This is a genomic window from Arthrobacter sp., assembly GCF_031179985.1.
GTDB lineage: Bacteria > Actinomycetota > Actinomycetes > Actinomycetales > Micrococcaceae > Arthrobacter.
Genome location: NZ_JAPSHJ010000022.1, coordinates 55,489 through 69,021, shown reverse-complemented (window position 1 = coordinate 69,021; position 13,533 = coordinate 55,489). Strand labels below are relative to the sequence as shown.

Genomic DNA, 13,533 nt, shown 5'->3' with positions numbered 1-13,533 from the left:
GAAGGGTCACCGAGACCGGGTACTCCCCCTCGTTGATGACCTCGAGGCTAAGGAACTCGAAGCCGTAGTCCGGGGACATACGGGTCGGTGAGTTCGCCATGAACTCGGCGAAGTAATCCAGTACCCGGGCCTGGTTAACGATCAGGTGCGGGAACTCGCTGACGCCGGCCGCATCGTCGACGGCACGGGCTGTCCGGACGATCCGGGCCGGGTCAGCGGGATCAGGCTTCCAGAAGGCCATTTCAGTGATGCGATACGCCTCGGCGATGATCCGCTCGGCAAAGCCAAAGGCCTGAAAGGTCTCCACGCTCCGGGCCTGAATGCCATCAGCCTGACCGATAGCGAGCCTCCCGGGACGACGCTCTATGATTCGCGTCGTCACGCCGGGAAACTGCGACAGCTGAGCAGCTGTGAGCATGCCCGCAGGTCCCGTGCCGACGATCAGCACATCGATTTCGTCCGGAAGCTCTGCCGGCCGACTGATGCCGACCCCGGCAGCGGGCTGGACGCGCGGGTCTCCGGATACATAGCCGTGGTGGTGGAACTGCACGGGCTTTCCTCACTTCACTGTGTGGCGGTTGAATCAGGCGAGCCTGTTCGATAATAGAACACATGTTTCTATAGTTGAAACAGCCTCGATCCATTACTCTACGGCACATGTGACGCGAACAACAAGGGATGCGAATTACTGCACCTACTACCCCTCCTGCATCGATTACGGTGCTGACAACTCCAATTCGGGAACTGTCACCGACGATGGCGTTCCCAGGGCGATAGTGCGGGTGGTGACGGCGGCGGCGAGGGCGTCGTCGTGCGTTACCAGCACCAGTGCGCATTCCAGCTTGTCCACCTGCTCCATCAGGCACATCATTGTCTCTTCCTGCGTGATGAGGTCCAGGCGGGAGGTGGGTTCATCAGCAAACATGAGGACGGGCTCGAGGAGCATGGACCTGATGATGGCGATCCTCTGCAGTTCCCCGCCCGATACCTGCCCGGGTCTGCGGCGAAGCAGTTCGGGGGCAAGCCGCAGTGAGTCCATCAGTTCCTCAAGGCGTGTGTGGTCAAGTCCGTGGCGATGCACCACGTCCCCCAACGATTCAGCCAGCGATACACGTGCGGGAAAAGCCAAGGCGGGGTCCTGGTAAAGCTTTTGGAGCCGGCCCCGCTGGAGGAGATCCGAGTGCTGAACGGTTCCGGCGTCGGGCGGGAGGAGCCGGAGCAGTACATTGCCAAGGGTCGTCTTTCCGCTGCCGCTGGGCCCGCTTAATGCAACGCGCTCCCCGGCCCTGACTTCAAGGGACAGATCAGTGAAGAGCTCTTGCCCGCCGAATGATTTTCCGAGGCCCGCACCGGACACCAGCACGGTACCCGAACTTTCGATGGACCCTCCAACCGCACCGTCAGCGCGCTCGATCCCGTCCGTGTTCCTCATCCATTGATGCCGCCATTGTGAGGGTTCGGCGGCCAGGAGACGTCGGGTGTAGGGGTGTGCCGGATTGGTGAGGACTTCACCCGCTGCCCCCTTCTCCACAACATGCGCATCCTTCATGACCAGGAGCTCCCCGCCGAGCTCGCGGGCCAGATCAAGGTCATGGGTGATGGTGAGCAAGATGCCGCCACTGTTGATATGGCTTCTCAACAGCTCCGCCAGTTCGGCCCGGGCTCGCTGATCCAGGCCCTTGGACGGCTCGTCTGCGATGAGGACGGGAGCTCCGCCGATGGTTGCGGCAGCGAACGCGACTCTCTGAGCCATACCGCCGGAGAGGGTGTGTGGGAACGCTGTCGAAGCGTGCGTCAGCCCCAGGGAGGTCAGCAGGGCATCGGCTGCGCGCCGGGAACCTTGTTTGTCCGTCCTGAAGGTGGGAGCACCCTCAGCCACCTGGTCCCTGGTCCGCATTGTGGGGTCAAGGGCAAGCACAGGCTCCTGCGGAAGAAGGGACATGGTGCGCCCCCAGAGCCTGCGCCTGTTTGCCTGGTCGCTCACGTCGTACACGTGGCCGTCCACAACCAGGCTTCCCTGTGCTTTGAGGTTATGCGGGAGGGTGCCCATTATTGCGTGGGCAAGCAGGGATTTTCCGGACCCGCTCTCCCCGATAATGGTTACGGGCTTGCCTGGCTGGAAGTCCAGTTGGGCGGTCTCGACGAGTACTTTGCCCGCGTGGCTGACTACAAGGTCGTTGAGGCGAAGGCTCATGCTTGGGACTCCTTGCTTCGCAGGCCCAAGAGCCCGATCAGGATGGTGGTGAGAACCAGGACGGGTGCCAACGCCATCCACGGTGCTTCGTGGTAAAACGGGAACGCCTCGGTGATCATCAATCCCAGCTCGGGCGTGGGCGGGCGGACACCGATTCCCACAAAGCCAAGAGTGGAGAGTGCGAGGATGGCGGATCCTAGGCCGAAGGTTGCCATGGTGGTCAGCAGTGGCCGCAACTCGGGCAAAAGGTGCCGCCGGATGATGTGGACCGGGCCGAGCTGGAGCAGGGCCGCGGCTTCCACAGCCGGGCCCGCAAGGACCAGTCCACTCCGGGCGCGGACCATGCGGAAATACTCCACCCATTGGGCCAGCGCGAGTCCCAGGCACAGAGTCCAGAGGTCACCATTGGCAATGGCCGACACGACGAGAACCACCAGCAGGGCCGGGAGCGCGATGAAGACCTCGGACAAGCCGTGCAGCAGCGAATCGACCCAGCCGCCGCGCCAGGCGGCAGCAATGCCAGCGAGGGATCCAAAGAGCAGGGCAGCAATGACGCACAACACCGCCATCACGAGGGACAGCTGCGTGGCGTGGGCCAGCCGCGCAACAACACTGCGGCCCAGGTGGTCACGCCCAAGCGGTTCGCTGGCGCCCGGTGCCTCAAGGAACCGGGAAAGGTCCTGAACCGCGTGATCCGGCCAGATCAGCGGCCCCGCTACGGCGAAAATGACCAGGACGGCCAGCAGCGCGGCTGAAACGAGCTGCATTACCGTACGGTCAGCCAGCCATTTCGACCGTTTGGAATCCCGGGCTGGTGCGGGAAGAAGTTCTTGCATGGCGACGGCGTTCGTCACAGTACTGCCTCCTTGTGGCGGGGCCGCGGATCGACAGCCGCTGTTGCGAGGTCAACGAGAGTGTTCATGGCGACCACAAGGAGCGCGAGGGCCAATGCTGCGGCCTGGATCATGGGGATATCCCGCCAGAAGATGGCGTGGACGAGTGCGTGCCCCAGACCGGGCCACGCGAAGAGGCTTTCCACCACCACAACGCCTTCGATGAGAACCAGGACCTGGACGCCCACGTAGGCGATCAACGTCACGCCGGTGTTCCGGATGATGTGCCGCAGAAACAAAAGCCAGCTGCCCAGACCCTTGGTGGCGGCGAAACGGACATACTCCGATTGCCGGATGGTTGCCATCGTGTCGCGGGTGACCCTTGCGAATAGCCCGGAGAGGCCGACGGCGAGTGTTACCGCAGGAAGCACGATGTTGTTCGCTTCTCCATGGCCCGCTGCGGGCAGCACGCCAAGATGGACCGCAAAAAGCAGGATCAGGACCAGTCCAAGCAGGAAGGGCGGCAGCGCGCGCGTGGCTGACACCCAAACTGTGGTGAGTCGGTCAAGGATGCCGCCCGGCCGGGAAGCCGCCAGGGCTCCCGCCGTCGTCCCAACAATCAATGCAAGGATCAGCGCAACTGCAGCAAGCTGGAGGCTGCTGGCGAGATTGAGTCCAAGCTCCCCCGCCACGCTTGCTCCCGTGACCAGGGAATTGCCGAGGTTCAGGGATACCAAGCCGCCCAGCCAGTCCAGGAACTGGAGCCAGGCAGGCTGGTCAAGGCCCAGTTCAGCGCGGACGCTGTCCGCTGACGCCGCCGTCACCTGGTCATACCCGTAACGGCCAGCGGCAATCCGGAAGGCGATGTCGCCGGGAAGGCTCTGAACCATGGCGAAACACGCGGTGGAGACGAGTACAACCACTCCCGCCGCCTGCAGGGCCCGGCGCCCAAGAACCCGTGCCGTGGTACTCAGTGCCGGACGGAGAGATGGACCGGCGGAACTGCCGGGTGTGGTAATCGAGGCGGTCATACTGGCCATTCCTACTTCGCCCAGGTCAAGTCGCTCAGCCGCCACGAGCGCTCGAGCGGATCCAGGACAAGACCTTCAACGCGGGGGCTGACCACGGCGCTCTGCCGGTACCACGCCACGGGGATGACGGGCAGCTGGGTCTGCAGGATGTCGGTTACTATTTGGCGGTTCTCCACCGATTTGTCAGCTTCCTTGCCGCTGGCCAGGGTGGCCAGGGCTGAGGTGAGGGCTGGATCATTCCACCCCATGGCGCCGAAGTCCGATCCTGCGGGCGCAAAATCCTCGGCCAGAGTTACCAAAGCATCCGGAACGAGTGCGTAGTTACGGGAGAAAAGCGCCAATTCCAGCGAGCCATCCTTGTGTCCGGCCGGAATCTCGCTTGAATTACCCACTTTCACGTCGAGGGCGATCCCCAGTTCCTTCAGCTTGGCCTGGATGGCGGTGGCCAGTATTGGCAGTTCGGGCCGGTCAGGGAACGTACGCAGGGTGACAGAGAACTTCTTGCCGTTGCGTTCCAGAATGCCGTCGCTCCCCGGGGTCCATCCGGCTTCAGCCAGGAGTTTCCGGGCTTCGGAGGGATCGTGAGCCAACGCTTTTGCTGAATCCTGGTGCCACTCCGGCAGTGAGGGCGGGAAGAGCTGGGTGGCTGCCATCTCGCGGTCCCGCAGCAATGCTGTTGCCATCGATTCACGGTCCAAGGCCAGGCTTAGTGCCCGCCGGACCTTCACATCGCCCAGCGTTTCATGGCCGGCGTTGACCTTCAGCAGGATCGAGCGAGGCAGGGTTACAGCGGCGATGTCCAGCTTGCCCGCCTGCTTAATCCGCTGGAGGCTGGTGGGATCCATTCCGAAGGTGACGTCGGACTGAGCGCTTTCGGCCATCAGTGCCCGGCTCTCAGATCTCCCGACGGCCTGATAGGTAACCTCGGAGATCGCCGGCTTCTTGCCCTGCCACTGCTCGAAGGCAACCACGTCAATGTGGGCCGGCTGCTCAATGTGTTTGACCTGGTAGGGGCCCGAACCCACCACCTTCGTTACCGACCGGTCCGCACCGTAAGAACTGGGCGCAAGGATCTGGGTGCTTGTGTGGGCCATGACCGCAGGCAGGGGCGCATAGGGTTCGGTGAGATCAACCCGCACAGAATCACCTGCCGCAGTGATCCCCTTAACGGGAACCGTCGCCAGCGGAGTGCCGGCTTTGCCCTGTGCGATGTTGAGCGAGGCGGCTGCCGCGTCGGCCGTGACCGCCGTACCGTCATGGAAGAGGGCCCCCGGCCGGAGTGTGAATCCCCATGACAGCCCATCAGGGGAAACGTCCCACTTTTCGGCTAGTCCCGGCTGGAGAACGCCTTTAACGTCTGCGTCAACCAGGGTTTCGACCACCTGCATTCGGGTGAAGAAGCCACCCGCGGTGGACGGATCCAGGCTGTGCAGCTCGAACTGGCCCACCACCCTCAGCGGCTGGTCGGCTGCAGGACTCTCATTCCCTGCAGCCGCGCACCCCGCCATCATCAATAACGCAACAGCGGATGCGCCCGCCACCCTCAACTTCTGCCAACCCATTTTTCCAGTTCCTTCTGTGTTGCAAATCCGTATGGTTCGACCCATCACATTAGATGCAAACCATTATCATTAGCAATTCAGCAGAAGTTGTGTTGCTGGTGTGCGGGTAACGCTGACCGCCCAAGGAAGGTCTGGCAAGCTTCCGCAAGCCGGGAGCCGTCGCCCAAAGTTGACCATTTTGCGTCGGTTGCTGAGTTGATGCCCTTCTGGGGGTTCAGAAGGGCATCTGCTCGGCAATCGATGGTGGTTGGGTGCGGTGGGGGTTAGTTGGAGGGGAAGTTGTAGGAGGCGCCGGAGGCGTGGGTGGGTTCTGGCCAGCAGGAGGTGACGACCTTGCCGCGGGTGTAGAAGGAAACGCCTTCGGGGCCGTAGATGTGTTTGTCCCCGAACAGTGAGGCTTTCCACCCGCCGAAGGAGTGGTGCGCGGCAGGGACGGGCAGGGGCACGTTGATGCCGAGTGCCCGGGCACCACCAGGTCCCGGCCATCCACGGCCGCCGGTCCCTTCGTTTCTGACGAGCGTTTTCCCGTGATCAATGCTCGTCGTAGTGGCCTTCATGTTCGGCATGCCGGTGGCCGTCATGGATGTAGTCCACATGGTCTCCATGCTCCACCGTCTCATGCGCGCAGTCCGGGCCGCCGTGTTGATGCTCCGCCAAGCTGTGCTCGGCGTGGACTTCCTCTGTCATTTCACTCATTTCCATCTCCTTCAGGGATCGGTCAGGAGGAGCCCTGCCGGGGCTCCTTCCTGTGATGGGCGGATCACAGCAATACCTAAGCACCTTTAGGTGGATCAGGCTAGCCTTACAGGCTCCAGCAGGGAGCTCCGGCGCGTCCATCGCGGTTGTCACGCACATGCTCTGGCTGGGACATGCGATCGTTGCTAGCGTGGCGGCATGAACCCGTCGAAGACCCCGGCCGAGATCCTTGACATTGCGGGCACCGAAGTTCGCATCTCGAGTCCGGACAAGGTGGTGTTCCCCCGGCCTGGGCTGACCAAGCTCGATCTGGTGAACTACTACCTCGCCGTCGCAGATGGTGCGCTGCGCGGTGCCGGCGGCCGGCCCATGGTGCTCAAGCGCTTCCCGAAGGGGATCGATTCTGAGCCGTTCTTTCAGAAGCGTGTGCCCGAAAACCACCCTGACTTCATCGACACCACCACCCTGCACTACGCATCGGGTACGTCGGCCGAGGAGGCAGTCATCCGGGATGCCGCGGGCTTGGCGTGGGTGGTAAATCTCGGGTGCCTGGACCTCAACCCGCACCCCGTGCGTGCCGAGGACCTCGAGCACCCGGACGAGCTCCGGGTGGACCTCGATCCGATGCCGGGGGTCGACTGGTCCCAGATCGTCGACGTCGCCTATGTCGCGCGTGAGGTGCTGGACGACGTCGGACTGGTTGGTTGGCCGAAAACGAGCGGCTCGCGGGGACTCCACATCCTGGTGCGCATCGCGCCGCAGTGGTCCTACCGCGACGTGCGGCTGGCCGCGGAGACTATCGCCCGCGAGGTCGAGAACCGTGCTCCCGGCCTCGCTACCGCAAGGTGGTGGAAGGAGGAACGCGGCGAGAGCGTGTTCGTCGACTTCAACCAGAACGCGAAGGACCGCACCGTGGCATCCGCTTACTCTGTCCGGCCTCTTCCCGACGCCCGTGTCTCGACGCCGCTCTCGTGGGACGAGGTCCGCTCCACCCGGCCGGAACAGTTCACCGTGGCTACCGTGCCTGAGCGCTTCGCCGCCGTGGGCGACCCTCACACCGGAATCGACGACGCCGTCGGCACACTTGATGGACTCCTCGCCCTGGCTGCCGAGTTGGGTCCCGCCGAGAAAGCGCCGCGCAGTGGGGACAGCGCCGGGCGCCGGCAGTCGGTGATGCCCCTCATCGAGGTGGCCCGCACCAAAACGAAGCCCGAGGCGTTGGCGGCACTCGACAAATGGAAGGCCCAGCATGCCGACATCGTCCCGGCCCTGCATCCCGCCGACGTGCTCGTCGACGGAATGCGCGGTTCGAGTTCGCTCTGGTACCGCGTGCGGGTGAACCTTCAGCACGTCCTGGAGGCGCAGCGTCCGCCGCAGGAAGAACTCATCGCCGATTACGACCCCTGGGCAGGCAAGGACTGGCCCGGGCGCACGGGCTCCTGACCCGAGCCAACAACATCGCCCCGATCCCCGGCACGCGTAGGGAACGGCGCAACGAGGCCAACATGGCCTCGATCGACCATTGACCCTGGAGTCAAGCGGACGCCGTGGCCCTCGGATACCTGACTAGACCCAGATCTGATATCCCGTCCGCCTATCGAAAAGCCTCCGGGTATTGGCTCCGGCGGCCGCGATCCACAGGACTGAGTCGTCTGGGGAGGCCTGGTCCACCACACCGGTCATGATGTGTTCCCCCAGCAGCCAAACCTCCACAGTGCGGCCGGTCAGCCGGGCCCAGTCTTTACGCAATCCACGCCTGGCACCAATCCGGATTGATCCCGTATCCACCCTGACTCCGCCCTCACCGGTCACCTGAGTTACTTCACCCGATCAGCATTCAATGACGTTCACCGCAAGGCCGCCCCTGGAGGTCTCCTTGTATTTGTCCTTCATGTCCGCTCCGGTTTCCCTCATGGTCTTGATGGCCTTGTCGAGGGACACCTTGTGGCTTCCATCGCCGTGAAGGGCCAGGCGGGCGGCATTGATGGCTTTGACACTTGCGATCGCGTTCCGCTCGATGCACGGGATCTGCACCAGGCCGCCCACAGGGTCGCAGGTCAGGCCGAGGTTGTGTTCGATGCCCACTTCGGCGGCGTTTTCCACCTGTTCGGGCGTCCCGCCAAGCACCTCGCAGAGCCCGGCCGCGGCCATGGAGCAGGCGGAACCAACCTCACCTTGACAACCCACTTCGGCCCCGGAGATGGAGGCATTGATCTTAAACAGAATTCCGACGGCGCCCGCGGCCAGCAGGAAGCGGACCACGCCGTCTTCGCTGGCTCCCGGGACAAACTTCACGTAGTAGTGCAGCACTGCGGGGACGATTCCGGCCGCCCCGTTGGTCGGTGCGGTAACAATCCGGCCCCCGGCCGCGTTCTCCTCATTAACGGCCAGCGCAAACAGGTTGACCCACTCCATCGCCCGGAGCGGATCGGTCACGCCGGTATCCGCCGTCAGTGTCTGGTGTAATGACGGCGCCCGGCGCTTGACGTTCAATCCGCCGGGAAGGATCCCTTCCGCCGCGCAGCCGTTGTCCACGCATTTACGCATGACTGCCCAGAGCCGCAGCAACTGCTCACGGAGCTCCGCCTCGCTGCGCCAGGTGACCTCGTTGGCGAGCATGACGTCCGAGATGGACATCCCTTCGCGGCTGCAGATCGCCAGGAGTTCGTCGGCTGTGGTGAACGGGTAGGGCAGGACGGTGGAGTCGGCAACCACGCGGTCGCCGGCATCGGCGTCCCCGTCAACGACGAAGCCGCCCCCAATCGAATAGAAGCTTCGCTCGCTGAGTACCTCTCCGGCATGGTCCAGGGCACGGAACGTCATGCCGTTGGGGTGGGCGGGGAGGGACTTGCGCCGGTGCAGCACCACGTCCTCGTCCCAGTTGAAGTCCACCCGGTGGTCCCCGCCTACCCAGAGTTCAGCATCCAGGGCGGCAGCAGCCACCTGATCATCAGCCGTGAAGGTATCCACGGTTTCCGGGTCCAGCCCCTGGAAGCCCAGGACCACGGCCTTGTCCGAGCCGTGGCCGCGTCCTGTTGCCCCCAGGGAGCCGAACAGTTCGGCTTGGACCCGTTTGGTGGAGCTCAGGTGTCCGTCGTCCTTGAGTCCGTCGGCAAACAGCTTGGCAGCCCGCATCGGGCCGACCGTGTGCGAGGACGACGGCCCTATGCCAACGGAAAACAGATCCAGGACGCTGAGGGCCATTAGGGGACCTCAGGAGAGGCATACTCCCGCATGGCATCCAGGATCCAGCGGCCCAGGAACTCTGCAAACGAGGCACGTGGGTGGATCCGGTAGCTCTCATCGCCGGTCTTCCAGAGCACCACGGGGATGTTGCCGATCTCCGTGGACAACGCCGTTCCGGCCTTGAACCCGCGCGGGTGAAGGTCCAGGGAGCAACCCTTTTCCAGGACGGCACGGGACCGCGGCCCGGTGAGTTCGAACGTGGTGCGGTTGGCCGAGAGGTCCACCACCTGGCCTGCGCCGTCGCCCAGGGCTTCCCTCAGGGCCTGGATGAGGTCACCGCCGAGGGACTCGTGGGCTTCCACAGGGGCCACCACCAGGAATTCCTCGGGCCCGAGCCAGAGCACGGAGGCGTCGCCCGTGCCGCTCACGGCCCCGCACGTCGCCGGCAGACCGCCGGTAACCGACGCAATCCGCTCCCCTGCGTCGGTGTCCCGGGAAACCCGGAGGCCCACCATGGTCAGAAAGTTGATTTCGCGCAGTTCAACAATACCGGGCACGGAGCCGGCTTCAAATGCTGCCCTGAGCAGCTCAGCCGGACTGGTCCGGAGGGACAGGTCAGTCTCAGGGGAGGTTTTGGGTGCTGCTGTTTCAGCCATCTTTGCGGGTCCCTTCAGGGTCAAAAAGTACGGTTTCAGCCACAACAACATCCACGAGCTGGTTTCCGGCGGCGGCCAGCAGGGTCTCGCCGATCCGGTTGCGGCCATTCTTGATCAGTGCCAGGGCGAAGGACCTGCCCAGGGCCGCGCTGTGGTAGCTGGAAGTCACAAATCCCTGCATGGGCACAGGGCCGTAGGCCGGTGTCACGGGGATGCCCTTTTCCACCAGCTGGGTGCCTTCCGGCAACCGGATGCTGCCATCAATGGGCAGCACGCTGACCAGGTGCTTACGGTCCTCGCGCTGGGCATCGACGCGGGCGTACGAACGCTTGCCGATAAAGTCCTTGGCCTTGGAGACGATCCAGTCCATCCCGGCGTCCTGGGGGGTGACGGTTCCGTCAGTATCCTGGCCAACGATCGGGTAGCCCTTTTCGGCGCGGAGCACATGCATGGTCTCTGTGCCGTACGGGGTGATGTTGAATTCGGCCCCGGCGGCCGCGACGGATTCCCAGGTGTTCAGCCCGTACCAGGCGGGCACGTTGATCTCGTAGGCCAGCTCGCCGGAGAATGAGATCCGGCAGATCCGGGCGCGTACGCCCGAGGCGAGGGTGGTTTCGCGGAACGTCATGAACGGGAAGGCTTCTGCTTCCAGTCCCCCGTTGGCGGCCAGTTCAGGCGCCACCTTGGCCAGGACTGCGCGGGATTTAGGGCCGACGACGGCAATGGTGCTCCACTGTTCGGTCACCGAGGTGCAGTGCACGTCGAGGTCCGGCCACTCGGTCTGAAGCCATTCCTCGAGCCAGTCCAGCACCTTCGCGGCGCCGCCCGTAGTGGTGGTCATGAAGAAGCGGTCCTCGTCCAGGCGCAGGGTCACGCCGTCGTCGAAAATCATGCCGTCTGCCATGCACATCACGCCGTAGCGTGCAGAACCGGGCGCGAGCTTCTTAAAGGCGTTGGTGTAGATCCGGTTGAGGAACTCGCCGGCGTCCTTGCCCCGGATTTCGATCTTGCCGAGCGTGGTGGCGTCCATGAAGCCGACGGACTCGCGGACCGCTGCGCATTCACGCAAAACGGCCTGGTCCATGTCCTCACCGTTCTGCGGGTAGTACCAGGGACGCTTCCACTGTCCAACGTCCTCGAAGAGGGCGCCCTTGGCCACATGCCAGGGGTGGATGGACGTGACGCGGGCGGGATCGAACAGTTCGCCTCGCTGGCGTCCGGCCAGGGCCGCGAACGCTACCGGCGTGAACGGGGCCCGGTATGTGGTGGTGCCGATGTCGCCGATGCCGCGGGATGCTTCGCCCGCATGCCTCAGTGCGGCGGCGATGACGCCGATCGCGTTGACGCCGGAGGTCTTGCCCTGGTCATTTGCGGTGCTGATGGAGGTGTAGCGCTTGATGTGCTCCACGGACCGCATTCCGGCTCCGGTGGAGCGCAGGACGTCGGCGACGCTCTGGTCGCGCTGGAAGTCAACGAAGTGGTGATGCCAGTCATCCGGGGTGCCGCTCTGCCCTGGAACCAGCCACAGCTGCCGGGTGGGCGCGGACGCCTTCGGCTCGGGAAGGGCTGGGGGCTCGTCGGCTGCGGCTGAATTTTCCGGCCTGAAGCCGGCGGCAACGGCTGCCGCGACGCCGGCGGAGATGCCTTCGGCGACGCAGTCCTGGAGTTCGAAGCTGCCGCGGCCGGAGCCGATTATCTGCTGGTTCGGGACAGCGGTGCTGGGCACAAAGGCGGCCAGGTCGTCGTCCCAGCGCAGCTTGCCCTGCCGCTGGGAGTGGAGGTGTACCAGCGGGCTCCAGCCGCCGGAGACTGCCAGCAGGTCGCAGGCGATCTCTTCGATGCCGGAGGTGAGTTCGCCGTTGTCGTTGATACTGCGGACGGTGACGCCGTCCAGCCGGCCATCCGTTCCACCCGCGGTGGCGGCCACCGCGCTGCCGATCAACACGCGCGTCCCGGCTTCGACGGCGGCAGCAGCTACCTCCGTGAGCTTGGGACGTGCGTCAACGACGGCAGCGATCCTGATCCCGGCGGCGCGCAGGTCCGCGGCCAGGGCGTAGGCGCTGTCGTTGGTGGTGCTGATGACCAGGCGCTGTCCGGGGGCCACAGCGTAGCGGTTGAGGTAGCTGCGAACGGCCGAGGCGAGCATGATGCCGGGGCGGTCGTTATTTTCGAAGACCAGGGGGCGTTCGTGGGCGCCTGGGGCCAGCACAACCTGATTGGCGCGGATGTGCCAGATGCGCTGCCTGGACACGCCGGGTGCCGCCGGGGTGGAGAGGTGGTCAGTGCGGTTCTGGACGGCGATGACGTAGTTGGCATCGTAGGCACCGAAGGCGGTGGTGCGGTTCAGGACCGTGGATTCGGCGCCGGACACGAGCTCGGCTTCGATGTCCGCCACCCATTCAAGGGCCGGCTTGCCTTCGATGGTCTGAGCCAGTTCGGGCGCCGTGGAACCGGACAGCAGGGAACCGCCCAGCTCGGGCTGGTCGTCCAGCAGCATGACCCGTGCTCCGGTGCGGACGGCTTCGCGGGCTGCGGCCAGCCCGGCTGGGCCGCCGCCGATCACCAGGACGTCGGTGTGGACGTACTTCTTGTCGTACTCCGCGCGGTCCTCCTCGGGATCGAGGCGTCCCAGACCGTTAAGCAGTTCAGCCTTCAGGCCGTCCACCAGGGTGACGGTGGTGGCGGGGAGCATGGATTCGGCCACGTGGCCGGGGAATCGCGGTTCCACCCTGACCAGTGCGTTGGATTCCTCAACCCCGGCGGACATGATGCCGCGGGGCCGGTCCTCGTAGAGGGAGTTGCCGACGGCAATGCGGCCGTTGGCGAGCAGGGCGGAGGCGAGGGTGTCGCCCGGGTGACCTGTGAACTCCTCACCGTCCACGGTGAAACGCCAGGAAATGGTGCGGTCGATCCGGCCGCCGGCGGTGAGGCGTGCTTTCTGGGAAGTCACTTTGTTGCTCCTTCCGGGGCGGTGGTGCTGCGTGATGCGGTACTTGTGCTGGTTGCAGCGATGCTGGGCCGGGCAGTTCCAGTTGTGGTGCTGTCCGGGGCGGTGCTGGCGGTTCCGGATTCGGCTGCTGGCGGGGCGGCTGCAGGCCGGGGGGCGCCCATCGGGTAGACAGCCTGGATCTCGTAAGTGACTGTGTCGCGGAGCATGTTGAACCACTGGCGGCAGCCGGTGCTGTGGAGCCAGCGTTCGGCGAAGGCGCCCTTGGTGTTGTCCCGATAGAACAGGAACTCGGCCCATTCGCGGTCGTTCAGTTCGTTCGGGTTTTCCGGATAGGCCACATGGGCCTGGCCGCCGTAGTGGAACTCGGTTTCGTCGCGGGAGCCGCAGTTGGGGCATGAAATGAGAAGCATGACCGGACTCTCTTC

General features: G+C 64.5%; 12 protein-coding genes and 1 pseudogene. 1 reads left to right on the top strand and 12 read right to left on the bottom strand.

The features are described from left to right. The 7 genes and pseudogenes from RIN13_RS12075 to RIN13_RS12045 all read right to left on the bottom strand — a co-directional run. A partial coding sequence (locus RIN13_RS12075; RefSeq protein ID WP_309107579.1) for an FAD-dependent monooxygenase occupies positions 1-550 on the bottom strand: 550 nt, incomplete at its 3' end. Positions 551-715: 165 nt separating this feature from the next. Continuing rightward, complete coding sequence (locus tag RIN13_RS12070) at positions 716-2,194, bottom strand: ATP-binding cassette domain-containing protein (RefSeq protein ID WP_309107578.1); 1,479 nt, start codon at positions 2,192-2,194, stop codon at positions 716-718. Next, positions 2,191-3,048, bottom strand: a complete 858-nt coding sequence (locus RIN13_RS12065) for an ABC transporter permease (protein ID WP_309107577.1) — start codon at positions 3,046-3,048, stop codon at positions 2,191-2,193. The genes RIN13_RS12070 and RIN13_RS12065 overlap by 4 nt, the downstream gene beginning before the upstream one ends. Continuing rightward, positions 3,045-4,058 (bottom strand): ABC transporter permease, encoded by a 1,014-nt coding sequence (locus RIN13_RS12060; RefSeq protein WP_309107576.1) that lies wholly within the window; start codon positions 4,056-4,058, stop codon positions 3,045-3,047. The genes RIN13_RS12065 and RIN13_RS12060 overlap by 4 nt, the downstream gene beginning before the upstream one ends. Positions 4,059-4,069: 11 nt before the next feature. Next, the gene (locus RIN13_RS12055) at positions 4,070-5,620 is read right to left on the bottom strand and encodes an ABC transporter substrate-binding protein (RefSeq protein WP_309107575.1); all 1,551 of its coding nucleotides are present in this window, start codon (positions 5,618-5,620) and stop codon (positions 4,070-4,072) included. 263 nt (positions 5,621-5,883) lie between these two features. Then, a pseudogene (locus RIN13_RS12050) lies at positions 5,884-6,078 on the bottom strand (methylmalonate-semialdehyde dehydrogenase (CoA acylating)); the annotation flags it as partial. Between the two features lie 73 nt (positions 6,079-6,151). Then, the gene (locus tag RIN13_RS12045; RefSeq protein WP_247045475.1) at positions 6,152-6,316 is read right to left on the bottom strand and encodes a zinc transporter permease; all 165 of its coding nucleotides are present in this window, start codon (positions 6,314-6,316) and stop codon (positions 6,152-6,154) included. Between the two features lie 198 nt (positions 6,317-6,514). On the opposite strand from RIN13_RS12045, the gene ligD reads away from it, so the two are divergent. Next, a complete protein-coding gene (gene ligD, locus RIN13_RS12040) occupies positions 6,515-7,759 on the top strand; it encodes a non-homologous end-joining DNA ligase (RefSeq protein WP_309107574.1) in 1,245 nt (414 codons plus the stop codon). Between the two features lie 123 nt (positions 7,760-7,882). Here the strand turns inward: ligD and RIN13_RS12035 are convergent, their stop codons facing one another. The 5 genes from RIN13_RS12035 to RIN13_RS12015 are packed head-to-tail and all read right to left on the bottom strand — an operon-like array spanning position 7,883 to position 13,518. Next, a complete protein-coding gene (locus RIN13_RS12035; RefSeq protein WP_309107573.1) occupies positions 7,883-8,128 on the bottom strand; it encodes a hypothetical protein in 246 nt (81 codons plus the stop codon). An 18-nt stretch (positions 8,129-8,146) separates the two neighbouring features. Further along, positions 8,147-9,520 carry an L-serine ammonia-lyase gene (locus tag RIN13_RS12030; protein ID WP_309107572.1) on the bottom strand — a complete coding sequence of 458 codons (1,374 nt, stop codon included), beginning with the start codon at positions 9,518-9,520 and terminating at the stop codon, positions 8,147-8,149. Further along, positions 9,520-10,158, bottom strand: coding sequence for a sarcosine oxidase subunit gamma family protein (locus tag RIN13_RS12025; RefSeq protein WP_309107571.1), 639 nt, complete (start codon positions 10,156-10,158; stop codon positions 9,520-9,522). The genes RIN13_RS12030 and RIN13_RS12025 overlap by 1 nt, the downstream gene beginning before the upstream one ends. Further along, positions 10,151-13,108, bottom strand: coding sequence for a sarcosine oxidase subunit alpha family protein (locus RIN13_RS12020; protein WP_309107570.1), 2,958 nt, complete (start codon positions 13,106-13,108; stop codon positions 10,151-10,153). The genes RIN13_RS12025 and RIN13_RS12020 overlap by 8 nt, the downstream gene beginning before the upstream one ends. Further along, positions 13,105-13,518 (bottom strand): sarcosine oxidase subunit delta, encoded by a 414-nt coding sequence (locus tag RIN13_RS12015; protein WP_309107569.1) that lies wholly within the window; start codon positions 13,516-13,518, stop codon positions 13,105-13,107. Before RIN13_RS12015 ends, RIN13_RS12020 begins: the two co-directional genes overlap by 4 nt. Positions 13,519-13,533: the final 15 nt, after the last annotated feature.